The following is a 20,775-nucleotide window of genomic DNA, read 5'->3' on the forward strand; positions in this document are numbered from 1 at the left end:
TATAAGAGACAGGGGCGGTGCGCGACTTCCTCGCCGCCGCGGGCCTCCCCCTCCAGGACGAGAACCTGGTGGACACCCCGACGCGCGTGGCCGACGTGTGGGCGAACGGCTTCCTGGACGGCTACGGCCGCACGCCGGAGGAGGCGCTCGGAAAGACCTATCCCGCCCCGGCGAACTCGTCCGGGGAGCTGGTCGTCGTCACGGACCTGCGCTTCCACTCCATGTGCCCGCACCACCTGCTGCCCTTCACCGGCCGCGCCCACGTGGCCTACGTGCCCGGCGCGCGCGTGGTGGGCTTCGGCCGGCTGGCGGCGCTGGTGGACTGCTTCGCGCACCGGCTCATCCTCCAGGAGGACCTGGCGCGGCAGGTGGCCTGGTCCCTGGCCCGCGTGCTCGACAGTCCCGCCACCGCCTGCATCCTGGAGGCTGAGCAGGCTTGCCTCCGGTTGAGGGCGGATCACCAGCGCGACGCCGTCACGCACGCCGAAGCCTATGAAGGCCGGTTGCGCCGCGACGGTCCCCTGCGGCGCGAGCTGTGGGCCCGCCTGGGGGCCCGGCGATGAACCCGGCGGGCCAGACCTTCGAACGGGTGGCGCCCGAGCGGGTGGCGAAGGTGCTGGAGGCCCTGGCGGACGTGCTGGTGCCGGGACAGGTGCGGCGCGACGAGGCCTCGCTCGACGCCTACGCGCGCGACGAATCCGACAGCGGCGTCTACCCGCCCGACGTCGTCCTCCTGCCGGAGACCACCGCGCAGGTGTCCGCCATCTTCAAGGCCTGCCAGGCGAACGGCGTGCCCTTCACCCCGTGCGGCGCGCGCAGCGGCAAGAGCGGCGGGTCGCTGCCCTTGCGGGGCGGCGTGGTGGTCAGCCTGGAGCGCATGAACCGCATCCGCGCCATCTCCTCCGAGGACCTCACCGCGGTGGTGGAGCCCGGCGTCATCACGGGCGACCTGATGAAGGCCGTGGAGGCGCAAGGGCTCTTCTATCCCCCGGACCCCAACTCCTGGGAGTTCTGCACCCTGGGCGGCAACGTGGCGGAGAACGCCGGCGGGCCCCGCGCGCTCAAGTACGGCGTCACGCGCGACTACGTCATCGGCCTGGAGTGGGTGATGCCGGACGGCGAGGTGCTGCGCGTGGGCCGGCGCACCATCAAGGGCGTGGCCGGCTACGACCTCGTGGGGCTCTTCGTGGGCTCCGAGGGCACGCTCGGCGTCGCCACCGAAATCACCGTCCAGCTCATCCCCCTGCCGCGCCAGGTGATGACCGCGCTGGTGGTGTTCCCTTCCGTGCTGCACGCGGCCCGGGGCGTCTCCGCCGTGCTCGCGGCCGGCATCCTGCCCCGGTGCCTGGAACTCATCGACGAGGTCGCCGTCCAGGCCATCGTCCACCGGGGCAGCTTCCAGTTCCCCCCGGACGCGGGCGCCGCCCTCATCGCGGAGGTGGACGGCAACTCCTCCGAAGGGGTGTTCGCGGAGCTCACCCAACTGGGGGGCATTTGTGAATCACACGGGGCCACCCAGACCCTGGTGGCCCAGGACGAGTCCCAGCGCGAGAAGCTGTGGGCCGCGCGGCGGGTGATTTCCCCGGCGCTGCGCGCGCTGAAGGCCGCGAAGATTTCAGAGGACATCGTGGTCCCCCGCTCGAAAATTCCCGAGATCATCGAGCGGCTCAAGAAGATGGGCGAGGAGCTGGGGCTCACCGTGGCCACGTACGGCCATGCGGGCGACGGCAACCTGCACGCCAACATCCTCTACGACGGCCCGGCCCAGCGCCCGCTCGTCGAGGAGGCCCTGCGCCGGATGCTGGAGCTCACCGTCGCCCTGGGAGGCACCATCACCGGCGAACACGGCGTGGGCCACGCCAAGCGGGAATACCTGGCCCTGGAGCAGGCCCCCGCGCTCCTGGACCTCCAGCGGCGGCTGAAGGCCTTTTTTGATCCATCAGGCCTGCTCAACCCGGAGAAAATGTTCCCCGTTCCCAGGTGTTCTTGAGTCCGTGGCCGGAAACGTAGGTGCTGCCCACCCGTCAGACTTCTCACCTTTCGAGGCATGAGAGGCCACCCCTGTGACGGGCTTTTGACATGGGTAAGCGGGCGAAATGCCCTTCTCCATCGGAATGAGAAACCCTTTCCGACGTTGCGCGTCCTAGTAACAGATGGACGCGGTTCGTCGGGGGATTCATCGCGTCCGGCAGTTACGAACGGAAGGACGGGAAATCATGGCCAACTCGACGAAGTACGCAGCAGAGGGCCTCTCGCATTACCTGCGTCACCTGGGCGGGCACCACCAGCTGACGCGTGAGCAGGAGTACGAACTCGCGCGCCAGGCCCGCAAGGGAGATGAGAGCGCCCGACAGACGCTCGCCAGCTCCAACCTCGCTTTCGTGGTCGCGGTCGCCAAGAAGTTCGCCAACCGCGGGGCCCGCCTGGACGACCTCATCCAGGAAGGCAACGTGGGCCTGATGAAGGCCATCGAGCACTTCGATCCGAAGAAGAACGTGCGCTTCGCCACCTATGCCGTCTGGTGGATCCGCGCCTACATCACCCGCTACCTCAAGGACAACCGCAGCCAGGTGCGCGGCGGCGAGGCGGAGCGGGGCAGCATGGTGGACTTCTCGCTGGACGCCACCATCGACGAGGAGGGTGAAACCACGTTCCTCGACCGGTTGGAGGACGGCGGGCCCTCGCCCCAGGACTCGTTCCTGACGCGCGAGCAGGACTCCGAAGTGCAGGAGGCCCTGGCCAAGGTGCGCAAGCGCATTGGCGACCTGGGCTGGGACATCCTCCAGGAGCGGCTCACGCAGGACAAGCCGCTGACGCTGGAGGAGCTGGGCCAGCGCTGGGGCGTGTCGCGCGAGCGCGTGCGCCAGGTGGAGCTGAAGACGAAGAACTTCCTGGAGCGCTACCTCCTCGCCTTCAACGAGAACGAGGAGCACACCGCCACGGCCGACGCGGCCTGAAGCAGGCGGCCTCCCCACCCGGGAGGGCAGGGGTTCTGTTCAGAAAAGACGGGGTCTGGCGGGTTGTTCAAACCTTGCCGGCCCCGTCTTCTTTTTGCCGCGCTGCGTCTGGCGCGTTCGGTTGCTGGTGGGCAAGCGTGCGTGTTAAGGCGTTAGGATGCGCTTGAAATTGCTAGCCCTTTGGGTCTTGGCGGCCCTTCCAGCCCAGGCGGCGGAACCCGCGCTGCTCACCCAACTCGACGCGTTGTTCGACAAACGCAATGACGCGGAGTCGGTGAAGGCGCTGGAGACGGGGCTGAGGGATGCGCTGAAGGCCGCGCCCGAGGACTTCGACCTTGTGTGGCGCAAGGCCCGCATCCTCCAATGGCAGGCGGACGGCGCCACCACGGAAAAGCTCAAGAAGGTCCTGGGCAAGCAGACGTGGGAAGAGGGCGACAAGGCCGCGAAGCTCCAGCCCGCGCGCGTGGAGGGGCATTACTACGCTGCATGTGGCATCGGGTCCTACTCCCAGGCCGTGGGCATCATGAAGGCGCTGGGGGACGGCCTGGAGGGCAAGTTCAACGAGCGCCTGGACACCGCGCTGAAGCTGGACCCGGGCTACGACTTCGGGGGCCCCTGGCTGGTGAAGGGTCGCTATTTCTATGAATTGCCGTGGCCGAAGCGCGACCTGAAGAAGTCGGTGTCGTACTACGAGAAGGCCATCGCCAAGTATCCGCAGTCGCTGCGTGCCTACTACTACCTGGCCGAGACGCTGTTGAAGGACGGCAAGGCGAAAGAGGCGAGCGCGGCCATCGAGAAGGTCAAGCAGGGAAGCACCGCGTACAGCCTCGCCGAGGCGCAACGGGTGCAGCAGTGGGCCAAGAAGGTGGATGCAGACATCCAGGAGGAGCTCAAGTGAGGGCAGAGAGTCAGGTCACGACGGCTCCCGCGGCGAGCGGGACGCAGGAGCAGAACCTCGTCCAGTTGCTCGTGCAGCGGGCCCAGAACGCCTCCAAGGTGGGCGTCACCCACAAGAAGGACGGGCGCTGGCAGGACGTCACGTTCGCCCAGGTGCTGGAGGACGTGAAGGGGCTGGCCTCCGGGCTCATCGCCCAGGGCGTCCAGCCCGGGGACCGGGTGGCCATCTTCGCCAACACCAGTCTCCAGTGGATCGTCGCCGACCTGGCCATCAGCGCGGCCCAGGGCATCACGGTGCCCATCTACAACTCCAACACGCCGGATGAATGTCGCTACATCCTCAACCACTCGGAGACGAAGGTGCTGCTCGTCGACTCCGACGAGAAGGATGCCAAGCAGGCGGGGCGCCTGTCGCGCGTGCGCTCCAAGCTCAAGGACATCCCGTCGCTCAAGAAGATCGTCGTCTTCGAGGGCCCGGTCAGCGGCGACATGGAGATCTCGCTCGCGGACGTGATGGCGTCCGGCAAGAGCGGCCCCCAGGCCACGGAGGAGTCCTTCGCGCAGCGCGTGGCGGCGGTGAAGTCGGATGACACGAACCTGCTCATCTACACCTCCGGCACCACGGGCGACCCCAAGGGCGTCATCCTGACCCACGGCAACTGGGCCTATGAAGCGAAGGCCACCCAGGCCATGGGCATGATGAAGCCCGAGGACTCGGTGATGCTGTTCCTGCCCCTGGCGCACGTGTTCGCCCAGGTGGTGAAGGCCGCGTGGCTGTCCATGGGCTTCCGGCTCATCATCGCGGAGTCGGTGGACAAGCTGCTGGCGAACCTGGCGGAGACGCGCCCCACGGTGCTCCCGTCGGTGCCGCGCGTGTTCGAGAAGGTCTACAACAACGTCGTGGCCAACGGCTCCGCGGCGCCCGGCGTGAAGGGCAAGCTCTTCAACTGGGCCTTCGGCCTGTTCGACGAGTACGCCGAGGCCAAGGCGCAGGGCCGCGAGTACAACACGCTGATGTTCGGCCTGGCGAAGAAGCTGGTCTTCTCCAAGGTGCGCAAGACGCTGGACGAGAAGCTGGGCGGCAACATGCGCATCTTCATCTCCGGCGGCGCGCCGCTGTCGCGGAAGATCGCCTACTTCTTCGACCTGCTGGAGCTCAAGGTGCTGGAGGGCTACGGCCTCACGGAGACGAGCGCCCCCTGCAACGCCAACCGCGTGGAGAAGATCAAGATTGGCACCGTGGGCCCGCCGGTTCCGGGCACGGAGATCAAGATCGCCGCGGACGGTGAGATTCTGGTGCGGGGCCCCTGCGTGATGAAGGGCTACTACAAGAACCCGGAGGCCACCGCGGAGGTGCTGGAGGCGGACGGCTGGTTCCACACGGGTGACATCGGCGAGGTGGACTCCGACAACTACCTGCGCATCACCGACCGCAAGAAGGACATCATCGTCACCGCGGGCGGCAAGAACGTGGCGCCCCAGAACATCGAGAACACGCTCAAGACGTTCCCGCTCATCAGCCAGGTGATGGTGTACGGCGACACGCGCCCGTTCCTCGTCGCGCTCGTCACGGTGTCCGAAGACCCGGCGCGCAAGCTCCTGGAGGACAAGGGCATCGCGGTGGGCAGCTACGCGCAGAACTCCCAGCGGCCGGAGATCAAGACGGCCGTCGAGGAGATCATCAAGAAGGTGAACGCGGAGATCCCTCCGTACTCCGGCATCAAGAAGATCGCGGTGATGGAGGCGGACTTCACGCAGGAGTCCGGCGAGCTCACGCCCACCCTCAAGGTGAAGCGCAAGGTCGCGAGCCAGAAGTACAAGGCCATCATCGACGCCATGTACCAAGGCGCGAAGGCGACGGACTGAGGTTCCCCGCCGGGCTCCCTGGCGTCCCGAAAGGGGCGCCGGGTGCCTTGCGCGGTGAGGGTGTCCCACCAAGCCCGACGCCCGTCCGAAGCCGCTTCACGCGGTCCCCGGTACGGGCGTCAAGGGTGTGACGGCGCTCTGGGGGACGGGCCTTCAGGGCCCGCCCGGACGGCTTCAGGCGTGGTGGCTCGGGGACTTGGCCGCCACGTCCTTGTCCACGCCGGAAGCGGCGGACAGGGTGCCCGGCGTCTTCTTCTCCTCGACGTCGTCCTTCTCGTCGGTGGAGAAGCCGCGCTTGAAGTTGCGAAGCGCACTGCCCAGGGACGAGCCGAGCTGCGGCAGCCGCGAGCCGCCGAACAGCAGCAGCAGCGCCGCGAAAATCAACAGAATCTCAGGAAGCTTCAAACCCATGGCTTCGCTCCTCGCACAATGCGCGCCGGAGCATAGCGGTGGGAGGTGGGTCGCGCTAGCAACTCCCGCCTGGGCCGCTCACGCCTGCCAGCCCGCCGGATGCGCGAGCTCCCGGACCCGCGGCACCGGCAGCGTGAGGAAGAGGGTGCTGCCGCCTTCGTCCGCCTGGGCGCCCACCTGGCCGCCGTGCGCCTCCACCTCCTGCAGGGCCAGGAAGACGCGCAGCGGATCCTCCAGCTTGCGCTCGCGGAACGCGCGCTCCTCGCACTGGAAGACAGCGGCGATGTCCTCTTCCGGAACGGGCGCGCCGTCGCGGCGCACCTCCACCCGCACCTGCGGTCCCAGCCGGGCGGCCCGGACGTGAAGCTCCTCGCCCGGCTGCGCGCGCACCAGGTGGTGGTGCACGAAGGCCTCCACCGCGTGCTGGATGCGGCCCGCGTCCACCTCCACGTCGGGCAGGTCCGGCAGCGCGTCCAGCACCAGCGCCACGCTGGCGGCGGACGCCGCGGCCCGCGTGCGCTCCACCGCCGCGTCCAGGATGGGCAGGAGCGGCTGTCGCTCGCGCTCCACGGCCAGCGCGCCCAGCTCCGCGCGGCTCGAATCGAAGAAGTCCTGGGCGAAGGCCAGCGAGCGGTCCGCGTTGCGCAGGATGGTCTCCAGGCCGCGCTGCGCCTTGGGCTCCAGCGGCACGCGCCCGTTGAGCAGCAGCGCCGCGTACGAGCGGATGTTCGCCAGCGAGCCGCGCAGGTCGTGCGAGGCGAGTGACAGGTAGCGCACGCGCTCCGTCACGCGCTCGCTGCTCCAGGGCACCGGCAGCGTCCACACCAGCCGCCCGCCGTCCTCCAGCGCCTCCTCGCCGGCCATCAGCGCGCGGCCTTCACGCTCCCAGACGCCCCGGACGCCCTCGCGCGGATGGAAGCCCGCGGCCGTCAGCAGGCCCTCCAGCCCGTCGGAGGCCAGGACGGGCGGCAGGGCCTCCAGGCCCAGGTGCTCGAGCAGCAGGGGGCCAAGCAGGCGCGGCGTCCCCTGTCGGGACAGGAGCACGAGGCCGGGTGCTGGCTCGTGACCTGCCGCTGTCTCCCCCATCCACGTCACGCGGACCTCCCCCTGCGCCATCTTTCGGTCTCCGGAAGGGTGGGCAGTGACTGTCGGTTTTGCAACGGGCTCCCGCTCGGAGCGGGGGCGCCTTAATTTCTTGCGCCAGACGGTCCTCGGATGGTGGAAGCTAGGCTCCGGAAGCGGCATCGAGGAGACACCACTGACCTCGCTCAACGCACAGCAGACTGGTTCGCCCGTCGTTCTCGTCGTGGATGATGATCCCGACATCCTGGAGGCCCTTTCGGAGATCCTCGAAGCCGAGGGCTTTGAAATCCGCCGCGCACGCAACGGAAAGGAAGCCCTGGAGCGCCTGGAGCCGGACCCGCCTCAGCTCATCCTGTTGGACCTGATGATGCCGGTAATGGACGGGTGGGAGTTCGCCCAGCGCATGCGCCAGAAGCCGTCCGTCGCGTCGATTCCGCTCATCGTCCTGAGCGCGGACCGGAACGTCGGCAGCAAGGCGAAGGACATTGGCGCGGTGGGACACCTGGCCAAGCCGTTCGAACTCAACGACCTGCTGGCCATGGTCCGCCACTCCCTCAATCCCGTGGTGGAAACGACGCGCATCTGAAACCGCTGCCTCCCGTGCTTGACCCGACGGGGGAGCCGCCATTACGGTCCGCGCGGACTGATTCACCAATCAACGCTGAGAAAAGGAGCGAGTCATGGCGACCGCGAAGGACATCATCGAGACCGACATTCCCGCCGTCCTGAAGGAGAAGCCGGAGCTGGCGAAGGACATCAACGCCATCATCCACTTCGACATCTCGGGTGAGGGCGGAGGCAAGTGGACGCTGGACGCCACCAAGTCGGAGGGCTGGGTGTCCTCGGGCATCGAGGGCGCGTCGAAGATGACGGTCACCGTCAGCAACGACGACTTCGTGAAGATCCGCGAGAAGAAGCTGAACGCGCAGATGGCGGCCATGCAGGGCAAGCTCAAGTTCAAGCCGATGGACATGGGCCTCGCGATGAAGCTCGCGAAGCTGCTCGGCTGAGCCGAAGCCCGCACCAGTCGCTTCCCGTGTCGAGTCGGCGGCGCGTTTCCTTCCATGGGGAACGCGCCGTCTTCCGTTTCATCCTCCCCCTCCTGGAGTGCCCCCCTCATGTCTCCGTCGTCATCGCCCCTCGCGGGCCTGCGGGTGTTGGACCTGTCGCGCCTGCTGCCCGGCCCCTACGCGACGCTGGTGCTGGCGGACCTGGGGGCCACCGTCGACAAGGTGGAGGATCCGGACGTGGGGGACGCCACCCGGCACATGCCGCCCCAGCGCGACGGCGAGGGCGCGCTCTTCTACGGGCTGCACCGCAACAAGCGCTCGCTGGCGCTGAACCTCAAGACGCCGGAGGGCCGCGACGCGCTCCTGCGCCTCGTCTCCCACTACGACGTGCTGGTGGAGAGCTTCCGGCCCGGCGTCATGGACAAGCTGGGCGTGGGGGAAGCGGTGCTGCGCGCGAAGAACCCCCGGCTCATCTACTGCGCCATCTCCGGCTATGGGCAGACGGGCCCGGACCGGCTCAAGGCGGGGCATGACCTGAACTACGTGGCCCGGGCGGGCCTGCTGGGCTACGGCGGCGAAGCGGACGGCGCCCCCGCGTTCCCGGGCGTGCAGGTGGCGGACATTGGAGGGGGCAGCCTGTTCGCGCTGGTGGGCATCCTCGCCGCGCTGCACGAGCGCGAGCGCACGGGCGTGGGCCGCTTCGTGGACGTGTCCATGACGGACGGCGCGCTGGCGTTCCTGCACCTGCACCTGGCCGCGCGCCTGTTCGCCGGCGCGCAAGGAACGCCGCTCACGCGCGGCCGCGAGGCGCTCAACGGCGGCTACCCCAGCTACGGCCTGTACCGCACCGCGGACAACCGCTGGCTCGCGGTGGGCGCGCTGGAGCCCAAGTTCTTCGGAGCGCTCGCGGCGAAGCTGGGCCGCCCGGAATTGCTGGACGATGCGTACGTGCCAGGTGAACCCGGCGAGCGGGTGAAGGCGGAGCTCCAGCGCATCTTCGAAAGCGAACCCCTGGCCCACTGGCGCGAACTGCTGGCCGGCGCGGACCTCTGCGTGGAGCCCGTCGCGGAGGGGGATGAACTGTTGTCCGATGCACAGCTGCGCGCCCGGGGCCTCTTCGTGGAGACGGAGGATGCGCAGCGCGGCATTCGCGTAACGCACCTGCTCACGCCGCTGCGCATGGGGGATGTCGCGTTGCGTCCACCGCCCGCGCTGGGCCAGCACTCCCGCGTCATCCTCGAGGCGGCGGGTTTCACCGCTGAAGAAATCTCGCGTCTGGGTGTGTGAAACATAGTCGCCGCGCGGCATTTTCCAGGGGAATCCGGGCCTTCGCGCTTGGCAATTGACAGCCGTTCAGCGACAGCTAGATTTTTGACTGTGGAATCGACTTTCAGCCCCCCGGAAGGAAAGTCAACACATGCCCGACGCACAGGATTTGGAGTCCTACCTCCTCCGTAAGTTCTCGGAACACGTAGGTCTGCCAGAAGCCGAACTGCTCTCGGAGGACATGACGCTCGCGGCCCTCATCACGCGCTCGGACCGGATGACGAACAGTGTGGATTTGATGGAGGCCTTCGCGCGGACCTCGAACGGATTGCGAAAGGATTTTGGACTGAGAGTGCGTTTGCCGGCGCTGTCGCTCGACACCCCCGTGTCGAAGGTCCTCGCCATCTTCCTGGAAGAAGTCCGCAACCCGGAGCGCAAGAGCGCATGAGCATCCATTCCCAGCCGTCGCAGTCGGTGGAAGACGTCGTGGAGGCCCGTCCGGCCATCGTGGCGGAGCTGCACCACGCCCTCACGGTGCAGGGCCTGTCGCTGGTGGACCTGGCGTGGGAGCAGCAGCGGCTGCACGAGTCCCGGCGCTGGAGCGTGGTGGAGGCGCTGGGCGCGGTGGACTTCGCGCGCGTGAGTGAGTCCGACCGTCACCTGGTGTGGAACGCGGGCCGCGCGGAGCTGACCACGAAGCCGGGCGCGGACCGCCTGGAGCGGCTGGCGGACGCGGAATGCCGGCGGTGGCTGGAGAAGGACCCGACGGTCGCGGCCATCATGCAGGCGTGTGGCACGTGGAGCCGCTACTGGAACGAGGAGGAGGCGCACCACGAGACGGCGTTCAACCGCATCTCCACGGTGATGAAGCTGGAGCGCGTCTCCAACGCCACCTTCATCGAGTTCCGCAAGGTGTTCCCCGACGACGACATGCTGCGCACGCTGACGCTGCTGGCCATCTCCGAGGTCGTGGCGGCGGTGAACTACGGCCAGTGCGCGGCCATCATCGAGGACCCGGGCCTGCGGGCGCTCTTCAAGCAGGTGGCCGCGGATGAAATCCAGCACATGAACAACTTCATCGCCTTCGCCAAGGCGCTGGTGGACAGCGGGGCGTACCGGGCGAAGGAGGCCTTCGCGGTGGCGCACCTGTTCCTGCGCGACGGCGGTGAGGTGCACGGCAGCAAGCGCGAGCGGGTGGAGGAGCGCGACACCCACGTCAACTGGTGGGACCACCTGGAGCACCGCGAGGGCATGTACACGCCGGATGCGCTGCGCAAGAAGGAGCAGCTCATCTTCCACGCGCTCAAGCGCATCACCGGCATCACGGTGGATTCGCGCGAGGCCGTCGAGGACACCTGGATGGACCTCGTCGGGTGTTGATGGGCCTGGGCCATGACCTCCAGTCCGTCGCGGAGCTGGAGGCCACGCGGGCGCTGCTCGAACCGGACGTGTTCTTCACGGCGGCGGAGCTGGAGCGCTTCGCCCACGCGCGCTCTCCCGTGGAGAGCATGGCCGCGGGCTTCAGCGCCAAGGAGGCCCTCTTCAAGGCGCTGCCCCGCATCGACACCTGGTTCTGGACCGACGCGGAGCTGCTCCACGACGCGCGGCACGCGCCCCGCTTCCACTTCCACGGGGCGCTCGCGGAGCACCTGACGCGCGAAGGGTGGCAGGTCTCCGTGTCGCTGTCGCACAGCGGCGGCTTCGTCTCGACGGTGGTCGTCGTGATGCACGTGCCCCGCTCCTGAAGCTCCCTGGCGTGCCGTGAGAAGTGAGGATGTCCCCCGTGCATTTCGATGAAGTCTCCCTGACGTTGAGCGTGCGCCCCAACGACCTGGACAGCCTGGGCCACGTGAACAACGCCACCGCGCTGGAGTACCTGGAGGCCGGACGCTGGGCGTGGCTCGAGCACCACGGCCTGTCGCGCGGCGGGACGGTGGTGGCGGTGGTGTCGCGCGTGGAGGTGGACTACCGGCGTGAGATTCCGCCCGGTGACGTGGTGGTGCGCACGGTGCTGGAGTCGCCCGCCGGGGATGACCTGGACGAGGACGGCCTGAACTACCGCGCGAGCTTCCGCCAGCGCGTGTACCTGGGGGAGGGCAGCGCGTCCCTCGCGGTGGAGGCCGTCGTGAACGTGGCGTTCCTGGACGCGGCGACCCGTTCGCTCGCGTCGCTGCAGCAGTTCCTCACGGTCGCGCGCGGTGACGCGGTGGCCTCCCGGGAGACGTCCCCATGAGCACGCACGCCGTCGAAGCCGCCCTCCTCGTGGAGGAGTTCTGGGTGCCCACGTCGGGCGACCACGCGCTGCACGTCACCCAGGTGCGTCCGGCCGCGTCCGCGAACGTGCCCCGGCTGGGCGTGCTCTTCGTGCCCGGCCTGTTCTCCGACGGCCGCTTCTTCCTGGGGAGCCAGGTGGACGGGCCCGCGCGCTTCTTCGTGGACTCCGGCTGCGTGGCCTACGTCGCCTCGCTGCGAGGACATGGCAAGAGCCGCTGGCCGGCCCGGCGCGCGTGGGACTGGAGCTTCGACACGTACGTGCGCCATGACGTGCCGGACCTGGTGCGGGCCGTGCGCGCGCGCCACGAGGGGCCGCTCATCCTCCTGGCCCACAGCATGGCCGGGTACGCGGCGCTGGCGGCGCTGGGGCTCGCGCCGGACGCACAGGCGATGCTGTCGGGCGTGTGCACGCTGTCGTCGGCGGTGAATGACTACAGCGACGGCGGGATGAAGAAGCGCGTGCAGGTGGGGTTCTCCTCGGCGGTGGCGGGCCTCCTGGGCCGCTTCCCGGCGAAGGCGCTCAAGCAGGGGCCCTGGGATGAACCCGCGGGGGTGATGCGGCAGTTCACCGACTGGGCTCCCACGGGGGCCTTTCGCAGCGCGGACGGCGCGACGGACTACTGGAAGGCGCTGGGACAGGTGACGCTGCCGGTGTTCGCGGGCGTGGGGGCGGCGGACGTGTTCCATGCCTCGCCCCGCCGCGCGGAGAAGCTGGTGGCGCACCTGGGCAGCGCGCGAAAGGAATTGGTCGTCCTGGGCCGCGCGCAGGGGTTGAGCTGGGACGCGGGGCACTTCGACGTGGTGCGTGGAGAGCGCGCGCGGCGGGAAGTGCTGCCCCGGGTGTGGTCGTGGATGCGGCAGGTGTCGCCCCCGGCTTGAGCGCTTCCGGGGCCGGTCCGGGAGCGGTGGTGGTGAGACAGCACGAGGAGGGGATTCACATGCTTGGAATCATCCAGCGGTTGGAGTCGGCGGATCCGCGCCGGGGGCTGTTCGTCTACGACGACTTCGTCGGACCGCCTGCGTTCGTGCCCTACCGGGAGTTTCCCGCGCGGGTGGCCGCGGCCGCGGACTTCTTCCGCGCCCAGGGCGTGACGCCCGGCGCGCGCGTCGTGCTCCCCTTCGAGACGTCCACCGCCGTCCTCTTCTCCTTCCTGGGGTTGATGGAGCTGGGGGCGCTGCCCCTGTCGGTGAAGCCGTACATCCTGAGCACGCCCAAGGGGCCCTACCGCGACTTCCTCGCGCGCATCACCGAGCGCTACGGCGCCTGGCGCATCCTGGACGCGCCGAGCCTCTCCGGACTGGAGCTGCCGCTGCCCCGCCTGTCCATGCCTCCGGAGGGCGTGAAGCGCGCGGGCGCGCGGCTGCGCGAGGTTGCTCCCGAGGAGCTGGCGTTCGTGCAGTTCTCGTCGGGTTCGACGTCGTTCCCGAAGGGCATTCCCATCACCCAGGGCAACCTGTCCGCCAACCTGCGGATGATCGTCCAGCACGACGGCCGTACGAACGACGACCGGGTGACGAGCTGGCTGCCGCTCTACCACGACATGGGCCTCATCGGCGGGCTGCTCACCTGCCTCGTGGAGGGCAATGATCTGCTCCTGTCGCAGCCCGCGGCCTTCCTGATGGATCCGCTGGGCTGGTTCGAACAGATGTCGACGGAGAAGGTCACCGGGTCGGTCATCCCCAACTTCGCCATCGACTACGCGCTCAAGACGCTCAAGGACCTGGACGCGGAGGACGTGAAGCGGATGGACCTGAAGCGCGTGCGCTCCATCTACCTGGGCAGCGAGCCCATCAACATCCCCAACCTCCAGCAGTTCCTGGCGCTGCTGGCGCCCGCGGGCCTGAAGCGCGACGTGTTCATGCCCTGCTACGGCATGGCGGAGACGGTGCTGATGGTCGCGAGCACGGCGCCCTACCAGGAGGTGCGCGTCGTCACCGCGCCCAACGGTCAGCCCGCCATCTCCGTGGGCCGGCCGCTGTCGGAGTTCCGGGTGCGGCTGCGCGCCGAGGACGGGCGGGTGTGCGGCGAAGGGGAGATGGGCGAGGTGGAGCTGGGCGGCGGAAGCCTGGCGCCGTCGTACTTCCTGGATGACCGGCCGCTGCTCGGGGAGGACGGCTATTACGCGACGGGCGACCTGGGCTTCCAGCAGGGCGGCGAGCTCTTCATCACCGGGCGCATCAACGACCGCATCAAGGTGAACGGGCAGAGCTTCTTCTCCGCCGACTTCGAGCAGGCGGTGGAGCGCGTGCCCTTCATCCGCCCGGGCCGCACCGCCGTCATCCAGGTGCAGGGGCGGCTGGTGGTGCTGGCGGAGGTGAACCACCCCTCCGTGCTGGAGCGGCTGGAGGAGAGTCAGCAGCAGGTCTGCCGGTCGGTGCTGGAGACGGTGGGCGTGACGCTGTCGGCGAAGGACGTGCTGTTCATCCGCTACGGCCAGTTGCAGAAGACGAGCAGCGGCAAGCTCCAGCGCCGCGCCATCACCGAGGCCTACGAGCAGGGCCGCGTGCGCACCGTGACGCCCTCGGAGCTGCGCGCGGACCTGCTCAAGATGCGCGCCCAGCGGCTGGTCCTGGGCTCGGTCATCGTCGCCCGTCAGCGCGGGCGCCGGTGGATGGCCACCGGACGCTCGGCCCTGACCGCGGGCTTCGAGCGCCTGCGCGGGAAGGGGAAGCGCACCGAGGGCGCCTGACGGCCCCGGTTCACTTCGCGCCGGGGGCTACCGGCCACAGGTCCCAGCCGCGCGCCGCGTGGCACGCATCCCCCACCAGGTCCAGCGCGAGCTGGGGCTCCTTCAGGGCCAGCGTCGCGGTGTCGCGAAAGGCGCCGGTGGCCTCCAGCCGCAGGGTGGCGCTCTCCAGCGCGGCGCGCGCCTCCGCCACGGCGCGGGCCTGCGCGGGCGTGGGCTTCCAGCCCGTCTCGTTCCGGTAGCGCCCCAGCGCCTCCAGCCAGTGCCCGTAGAACTTCACCATCTGCACCAGCACCGGGATGCGGTACGCGGGCGCGGCGGCGAGCGCGGCCTCGTACTGCCGGGCCTCCGAACCCAGCCGGTACACGAGCACGTCCACCTGCGCGTCCAGCCGCGCGCCCCACGCCTTGCGCACCGACGGGAAGCGGGCCCAGCCCGCGACGGCCTGGAAGAAGTGGAGCCCGCCGCACGGGTGCGCGTAGACGCCCTGTTTGTTCTTGGGCACCTCCGCGCGGCCGGCCTTCATTCCTTCCGCCAGTGCCGCATTGGCGGACTCCAGCGTGCCCAGCGCGGTGTCCATCACCGCGTCGATGCGCACCGTCTCCCCCGCGCCGTTCTGGAACGAGCCTCCGGGCTTGAGCACGTGCGACAGCGCATCCAGCGCCCACGCGCCGTCCGGCGAGGTGGCGAGCGCGGGCCGGAAGTCCTGTTGGAGCGACGCCACCAGCTCTCGCAGCGACACCGGTCCCCACGACGCGGGGAAGGCGTGGGACATCGGGTAGCCCGACAGCAGGAAAGTCTTCACCTGGAGCGCCGGGTGGGGCTCCACGGGCGTGCCATCCGGGGCGAACGCGTCGAAGACGTAGCGCGCCGGAGTTCCCGCGTCGGTGGACTCGCGGCGCAGGAAGCCCGCGACGATGGCCTCCGAGGCAGGACGCCCGTCGCGGGTGCGGAAGGCCCTGCCGTCCAGGTCCATTCCGTGCGCCAGCGCCCAGGGGTTCTTCGGATCCGCGGCGTGCGTGCGGCACTGCGCATGGAGCACCGAGGCCGCGGAGACAGGCGTCGGAGCCGGGGAGGGTGGGGAAGCGCTCAGGATGAACCCGAGCAGGGCCACGGAAGAGGGGAGCATGGGCGCGGGCAGTGTCGCAGCCCGCGCCCTTCCGCGCATCTTCCAGCCGGTTCAGCGCGCCGGGGAGCTGCTCTTCAAACGTGCGAGCATCCGCTCGATGATGCCGAACAGCGACTCGCGGTCCGCGGGCTCCAGCAGGCCCATCAACCGCCGGACGCCCGAGTCGGTCATCAGGTTGATGATCTTGTAGAGCTCACAGCCCTTGTCGGTGAGCTTCGCGGTGACGGCGCGACGGTCTTCCGCGTCCCGCCCGCGCTCCACCATCCCCATGTCCTCCAGCCGGTCCACCACCCCGGTGATGGTCTTCTTGGTGATGCCGATGCGCTGCGCCAGCACGCCCACCTGGGTGGGGCCGTCCATCCCCAACCAGCCCAGCGCATGGACCTGGGTGGGGGTGAGCCGCATGTCGTCACAGAGGCTGGCCAGCGGATCCCTCAAGGAGCGGAAGTTGGCCAGCTCCTTGAGGAGCGCCAGGAAGCGACGGGAGTCCGGCGTGGACTGGTCGCCTTCCTGGAGCAGACGGTCCGCCGGCGACAGCTCGTCGGCGGGCTCGTCCAGGGCCTCCTCCTGCCCCCCGGAGCGCGCGTCGGCGTCCGGGGGCGGGGTGATGGAGGTGGGGCGGCGCATCAGGCCGTCTCCACCCGAGCGGCCGCCGCGGCGGCCGCCTCCCGCTCGCGATCCTGGTTGCCGGGAGCGCCGTGCGCCGGGCCCGCGCCACCCGCGAAGCCCGCGTCCTTGTCCTTCTTGCGGCTGAAGCGCGCCGCGAGCTGATCCATCAGCGAGTACACCACCGGCACCACGCCCAGCGTCAGGAACGTGGAGGTGATGAGGCCACCGATGATGGTGATGGCCATGGGCGCGCGCGTCTCCGCGCCGTCGCCCTTCGCGATGGCGACCGGGATCATGCCGGCGATCATCGCGATGGTCGTCATGAGGATGGGACGCAGACGGATGGGCGCGGCCTCCAGCAGGGCTTCGTGCGCCGTGCGGCCCTTCTCACGCACCTGGAGCGTGAAGTCGACCAGGAGGATGCCGTTCTTCACCACCAGACCCATGAGCATGATGACGCCGATGAGGGCGAACATGGACATGGACTGACCGGTGATCAGCAGGCCGCCAATCGCTCCGATGAAGGCGAAGGGCAGCGACAGCATGATGGTGAAGGGGTGGATGAGGCTTTCGAACTGGGCCGCGAGGATCATGTAGATGAGGATGATGCCCAGCAGCAGCGCGGTGCCGAAGGCGGCCACCGACTTGCCCAGCTCCTTCGCGTTGCCTTCCAGCTCGCCCCTGACGCTCTTGGGCAGCTCCTTCGTGGAGTAGGCCTGCAGGTAGGTGATGGCGTCGGAGAGCGCGTACCCGGACGCCAGGTTCGCCAGCATGGTGATCTGCCGCTGCTGGGCCTGACGGTCGATCTGCACCGGGCCGTCCGCGGGGGTGATCTTCGCCAGGTTGCGCAGCTCCACCAGCTGCCCCGTGGGCGAGCGCACGGCGAGCTGGCCGAGCGCGTCCGCGGACGCCAGCGTTTCCGGCGTGAGGCGCAGCTTCACCTCGTACGTCTCACCGCCCTCGCGGTAGTCCAGCACCTTGTCGCGGCCCAGGTAGGCGCGCAGCGTGGCGCCCAGGGACGCGGCGGGGACGCCCAGCGTGGCCGCGCGGTCGCGGTCCACCTGCACGTCGTACTGCGGCTTGCCGGAGCGGTACGTCATGTCCACGTCGGTGAGGCCCGGGTTCTTGAGCATCTCCGTGCGCATCTTCTCCGCGGCCTCCGTCAGCTCCTTCCAGTTGTCACCGCGCAGGTTGTACTGCACCGCCTGCGAACGGTTGCCGCCGCCGGCCACGCCGGAGATGTCCTGCACGGACAGGATGACGCCCTTGGGCGCGTGCATGTTCTGGCGCAGGTACGTCTTCAGCTCGCTCTGCTTGAAGCTGCGGTCCTTCACGGCCGACAGGTTGATGAGCACCTCGCCCTTGTGGACCTCTTCCTGCACGCCGCCGCCCGCGGTGGTGAACGTGGAGGTGACGCCGGGGATGGTGCGCACCTGCGCCTCCAGCGTGTCCAGCTGGGCCTGGGTCTCCTGGATGGTGGACCCGATGGGCAGCTCCACCGTGAGCTTGATGTTGCCGTTGTCCTGCTCCGGGATGAACGTGAACTTGAGGAACCGCATCATTCCGAAGGTGGCGAAGAGCACCAGCACCGCGACGATCATCGACACCGCGCGGTGATTCAGGATGGTGGCCAGGATGCGGCGGTAGCCGTTCTCCATGCCCACGAGCACCTTCTCCACCATCGCGGAGACGCCCGTCGGGTGGCCGTGCTCGCGCAGCAGCTTGGAGGACAGCATGGGCGTGAGCGTCATCGACACCACGTAGGAGATGAGCGTCGCCACCGCCACCGTGACACCGAACTGGTAGAAGAACTTGCCGATCATGCCGTCCATGAAGGCCACCGGGATGAACACCGCCACGATGGCCAGCGTCACCGCGAGCACCGCGAGGGCAATCTGTCCGGCGCCCTCCAGCGCGGCCTGCATGGGCGTCGCGCCCTCTTCCATGTGACGCACGATGTTCTCGATGACCACGATGGCGTCGTCGATGAGCAGACCGATGGACAGGGTCAGCGCGAGCATCGTGATCATGTTGAAGGTGAAGCCCAGCGCCGCCATCACCGCGAACGTACCGACGACGGACACCGGCAGCGCGATGGCCGCCACGACGGTGGAGCGCAGGTTGCGCAGGAACACGAGCACGATGAGCACGGCCAGCACGCCGCCCAGGATGAGGTCCTCCTGCACCGCGTGGATGGACGAACGGATGAACCGCGCGTTGTCCGTCACGGTCTCCACCTGCACGCCCGCGGGCAGCAGCTTGTTCATGTCGTCCAGCGACTCCTTCACCAGGTCCGCCACCTGCACGGTGTTGGAGCCGGACTGCTTGCGCACCACGAGCGCCACGGCGTTGCGATCCCCGCTCTTGGCGCTGGAGCGCTGCTCGGCGGGGCCGTCCACCACCTCCGCGATGTCGCGCACGCGCACGGGCGAGCCGCCCATGCTGGAGATGACGATCTCCCGGATGTCGTCCACGCTCTTCGCTTCGGAGGTCAGCCGCACGATGCGCTCGCGGCCGCTGTCCGTGCTGCGGCCACCCGGGACGTCCAGGCTCTGCGCCTTGAGCGCCTGGCTGACGTCGCTGATGGCCAGGCCGTAGCCGCGCAGCCGCTGCGGGTCCACCACCAGCTGGATCTCCCGCTCACGGCCACCGACGATGTCGATGCTGCCCACGCCCGGCTGACGCTGCAGGGCGGGCTTCACGATGTCGTCCGCGACGCGCGTCAGCTCCTCCACCGGCAGGGGACCGGCCAGCGCGAGGGTGATGATGGGGGCCGCGCCGATGTCGAACTTCTCGACGACCGGCGTCTCCACTTCGTCCGGCAGCTTGCTGAGCGTGGCCTGCACGCGGTCGCGCACGTCCTGGGCGGCGACCTCCACCTTGGTGGACAGCTTGAACTGCACGACGATCTGCGAAACGCTCTCCAGGTTGACGGAGCGCAGCGTGTCCACGCCGTTGAGCGTGTTGAGCGCCTCCTCCAGCGGGTCGGAGACGTTCTTCTCCATGGACTCCGGGTCCGCGCCCGGGAGGATCGTCGTCACCGTGACGACGGGGAAGTCCACGTCGGGGAATTGATCCACGCCGATGCGCGGATAGGCGAACAAGCCGAACACCACCACCGCCAGCATCAGCATGGCGGTGAAGATGGGCCGTGTAATGAAGGTCTTGAGCATTCTTCAGGTACCCGAAGGAAAGGGGAGGGGAGGGAGGACCGTCGCTCGCGCTACTGCGCGACGCGCACCGCGGTCCCCTCCTTGACGTCCAGCGAGGCGTCGGCGAGCACGCGCTCCTCCGCCGTGAGGCCCTGCAACACCTTCACGTAGCCCGGCAGCACGCGCTGCACGCGCACGTCGCGCTTGCGCACGGTGCCGTCCTGCACCACCCACACGAAGCCGTCCTGGCCCTTGGCGCTGACCGCCTGCGAGGGCAGGAACAGGCCGTTGCCGGAGTCGCCCGCGGCCTTGGAGAAGTCCATCTCCACGAGCGCGCCCGGGCGCAGCGGGCGCTCCGTCTTGCCCGTCACGTCCGCCAGCACCTCCACGGTGCGGCTCTGCGCGTCGATGACGGCGCCCACGTTGGCGACCTTCGCCTCGAAGCGCATGCCGCTGGGGTTCACGATGCCCGGCGTCACGGTGCCCGGCGCCACGTTGTCGATGACCGACTCCGGCACCAGCATCCGGATCTCCAGCCCGTCGGCGTCCACGATGGAGAACACCGGGGTGGAGGGCGTCATCGCCACGGAGTCGCCCACGTTCTTCGTGCGCGAGGTGATGATGCCGTCGAACGGCGCGGTGATGTTGTGGTCGCGCAGGTTCTCCTCCGCCAGCCGCAGCGCCGCGCCGGCCTGGGCCGCCTGGGCCGCCGCCTGCTTCTGGCCGATCTCCGCCTGCTCCAGCGCGTTGGCCGCGACGCCGCCGGACTCGGCGACCTTGCGCGTGCGCTCCAGGGTGCTGGTGGCCAGCTGCAGCGCCGCGTCCGCCATGTCCTTGGCCGCGCGCGTCTGCTCCACCGCGATGCGCACGTTGGACGTGTCCAGCACCGCCAGCACGTCGCCCTTCTTCACCTTGTCGCCCACCCGCACGTTCACCTTCGCGAGCGTGCCGGTGGCGGACGGACCCAGCGTCGCCTCCTGCTTGGAGCGCACCTGCCCGGTGACGCGCGTGACGTTCTGCGCCAGCTCCGTGGCAGGAGTAATCGCCTTCACTCCCAGCGCGTTCGCGCCCTCCTGCGGCGTCGGAAGCTGCGCCTTCTCCGCCCCCGCCTTCGAGCAGCCCGCCGTCGACACCGCAACGGCCACCACGGCGGCCAAGATTCGCTGATTCACGCGTCCGAACTCCTGCCGGTTGTCCGGCGGATCACCCGCCCGGATACCTGCTCCGGCTGATATTCTTTGGGGACTAGAAATTACCGATGCTCGATTATCTGTCAAGAGGATACTCCGTAATGCGGACTATCCACCCTCAAGGGGACCCCGGGGGCCGCCTGCCTGCCCGGAGGCTTGCGCTCCGAGGGCGTCGCATCGCGTCAGCATGAATTGACGCGGTGCAAGGGGGAGGGGACGGCGTGCGTTGCTTGTGGCTGACACG

20 protein-coding genes are annotated in these 20,775 nt (G+C 69.0%); 14 read left to right on the forward strand and 6 right to left on the reverse strand.

Annotated elements, in window-relative coordinates; genetic code table 11:
- The first annotated feature begins 17 nt into the window (after positions 1 to 17).
- From folE to D7X74_RS05425, 5 genes are all read left to right on the forward strand, one after another.
- Positions 18 to 563, forward strand: a complete 546-nt coding sequence (gene folE, locus D7X74_RS05405; protein ID WP_120531839.1) for a GTP cyclohydrolase I — start codon at positions 18 to 20, stop codon at positions 561 to 563.
- Entirely contained in the window at positions 560 to 1,990 is a 1,431-nt protein-coding gene (locus D7X74_RS05410) for an FAD-binding oxidoreductase (RefSeq protein ID WP_120531840.1), read from the forward strand. Before folE ends, D7X74_RS05410 begins: the two co-directional genes overlap by 4 nt.
- 226 nt (positions 1,991 to 2,216) lie before the next feature.
- On the forward strand, positions 2,217 to 2,957 hold the full coding sequence (locus tag D7X74_RS05415; protein ID WP_120531841.1) for an RNA polymerase sigma factor RpoD/SigA: 741 nt from the start codon (positions 2,217 to 2,219) through the stop codon (positions 2,955 to 2,957).
- Positions 2,958 to 3,144: 187 nt separating this feature from the next.
- Entirely contained in the window at positions 3,145 to 3,855 is a 711-nt protein-coding gene (locus D7X74_RS05420) for a tetratricopeptide repeat protein (protein ID WP_341870394.1), read from the forward strand.
- A complete protein-coding gene (locus D7X74_RS05425; RefSeq protein ID WP_120531843.1) occupies positions 3,852 to 5,720 on the forward strand; it encodes a long-chain fatty acid--CoA ligase in 1,869 nt (622 codons plus the stop codon). The genes D7X74_RS05420 and D7X74_RS05425 overlap by 4 nt, the downstream gene beginning before the upstream one ends.
- Before the next feature lie 174 nt (positions 5,721 to 5,894).
- Here the strand turns inward: D7X74_RS05425 and D7X74_RS05430 are convergent, their stop codons facing one another.
- Entirely contained in the window at positions 5,895 to 6,131 is a 237-nt protein-coding gene (locus tag D7X74_RS05430) for a twin-arginine translocase TatA/TatE family subunit (RefSeq protein WP_120531844.1), read from the reverse strand.
- A gap of 78 nt (positions 6,132 to 6,209) precedes the next feature.
- Complete coding sequence (locus D7X74_RS05435; protein ID WP_120531876.1) at positions 6,210 to 7,217, reverse strand: sensor histidine kinase KdpD; 1,008 nt, start codon at positions 7,215 to 7,217, stop codon at positions 6,210 to 6,212.
- A gap of 220 nt (positions 7,218 to 7,437) precedes the next feature.
- Between D7X74_RS05435 and D7X74_RS05440 the strand changes: the two genes are divergently transcribed.
- The 9 genes from D7X74_RS05440 (at position 7,438) to D7X74_RS05480 (ending at position 14,454) form a co-directional block, all read left to right on the forward strand.
- Complete coding sequence (locus tag D7X74_RS05440; RefSeq protein ID WP_199732701.1) at positions 7,438 to 7,800, forward strand: response regulator; 363 nt, start codon at positions 7,438 to 7,440, stop codon at positions 7,798 to 7,800.
- Between the two features lie 94 nt (positions 7,801 to 7,894).
- A complete protein-coding gene (locus tag D7X74_RS05445; protein ID WP_120531845.1) occupies positions 7,895 to 8,224 on the forward strand; it encodes an SCP2 sterol-binding domain-containing protein in 330 nt (109 codons plus the stop codon).
- 108 nt (positions 8,225 to 8,332) lie between these two features.
- A complete protein-coding gene (locus tag D7X74_RS05450; protein ID WP_120531846.1) occupies positions 8,333 to 9,511 on the forward strand; it encodes a CaiB/BaiF CoA-transferase family protein in 1,179 nt (392 codons plus the stop codon).
- A gap of 130 nt (positions 9,512 to 9,641) precedes the next feature.
- Complete coding sequence (locus tag D7X74_RS05455; protein WP_120531847.1) at positions 9,642 to 9,938, forward strand: hypothetical protein; 297 nt, start codon at positions 9,642 to 9,644, stop codon at positions 9,936 to 9,938.
- Entirely contained in the window at positions 9,935 to 10,870 is a 936-nt protein-coding gene (locus tag D7X74_RS05460; RefSeq protein ID WP_199741770.1) for a ferritin-like domain-containing protein, read from the forward strand. The genes D7X74_RS05455 and D7X74_RS05460 overlap by 4 nt, the downstream gene beginning before the upstream one ends.
- Positions 10,870 to 11,235, forward strand: coding sequence for a holo-ACP synthase (locus tag D7X74_RS05465; RefSeq protein ID WP_120531848.1), 366 nt, complete (start codon positions 10,870 to 10,872; stop codon positions 11,233 to 11,235). The genes D7X74_RS05460 and D7X74_RS05465 overlap by 1 nt, the downstream gene beginning before the upstream one ends.
- 29 nt (positions 11,236 to 11,264) lie before the next feature.
- Positions 11,265 to 11,723, forward strand: a complete 459-nt coding sequence (locus D7X74_RS05470; protein ID WP_233601981.1) for a thioesterase family protein — start codon at positions 11,265 to 11,267, stop codon at positions 11,721 to 11,723.
- Positions 11,720 to 12,643, forward strand: coding sequence for a serine aminopeptidase domain-containing protein (locus D7X74_RS05475; protein ID WP_120531849.1), 924 nt, complete (start codon positions 11,720 to 11,722; stop codon positions 12,641 to 12,643). Before D7X74_RS05470 ends, D7X74_RS05475 begins: the two co-directional genes overlap by 4 nt.
- A gap of 59 nt (positions 12,644 to 12,702) precedes the next feature.
- Positions 12,703 to 14,454, forward strand: coding sequence for an AMP-binding protein (locus tag D7X74_RS05480; RefSeq protein WP_120531850.1), 1,752 nt, complete (start codon positions 12,703 to 12,705; stop codon positions 14,452 to 14,454).
- A gap of 10 nt (positions 14,455 to 14,464) precedes the next feature.
- Here the strand turns inward: D7X74_RS05480 and D7X74_RS05485 are convergent, their stop codons facing one another.
- The 4 genes from D7X74_RS05485 to D7X74_RS05500 are packed head-to-tail and all read right to left on the reverse strand — an operon-like array spanning position 14,465 to position 20,513.
- Complete coding sequence (locus tag D7X74_RS05485) at positions 14,465 to 15,580, reverse strand: hypothetical protein (protein WP_120531851.1); 1,116 nt, start codon at positions 15,578 to 15,580, stop codon at positions 14,465 to 14,467.
- A gap of 51 nt (positions 15,581 to 15,631) precedes the next feature.
- Positions 15,632 to 16,207 carry a MarR family winged helix-turn-helix transcriptional regulator gene (locus tag D7X74_RS05490; protein WP_120531852.1) on the reverse strand — a complete coding sequence of 192 codons (576 nt, stop codon included), beginning with the start codon at positions 16,205 to 16,207 and terminating at the stop codon, positions 15,632 to 15,634.
- Positions 16,207 to 19,362, reverse strand: a complete 3,156-nt coding sequence (locus D7X74_RS05495) for an efflux RND transporter permease subunit (RefSeq protein ID WP_120531853.1) — start codon at positions 19,360 to 19,362, stop codon at positions 16,207 to 16,209. Before D7X74_RS05495 ends, D7X74_RS05490 begins: the two co-directional genes overlap by 1 nt.
- Positions 19,363 to 19,412: 50 nt before the next feature.
- Positions 19,413 to 20,513: an efflux RND transporter periplasmic adaptor subunit gene (locus D7X74_RS05500; protein ID WP_120531854.1), complete on the reverse strand. Its 1,101-nt coding sequence runs from the start codon at positions 20,511 to 20,513 to the stop codon at positions 19,413 to 19,415.
- Between the last annotated feature and the right edge of the window lie 262 nt (positions 20,514 to 20,775).

Source organism: Corallococcus sp. CA047B (assembly GCF_003612065.1).
GTDB classification, from domain to species: domain Bacteria; phylum Myxococcota; class Myxococcia; order Myxococcales; family Myxococcaceae; genus Corallococcus; species Corallococcus praedator.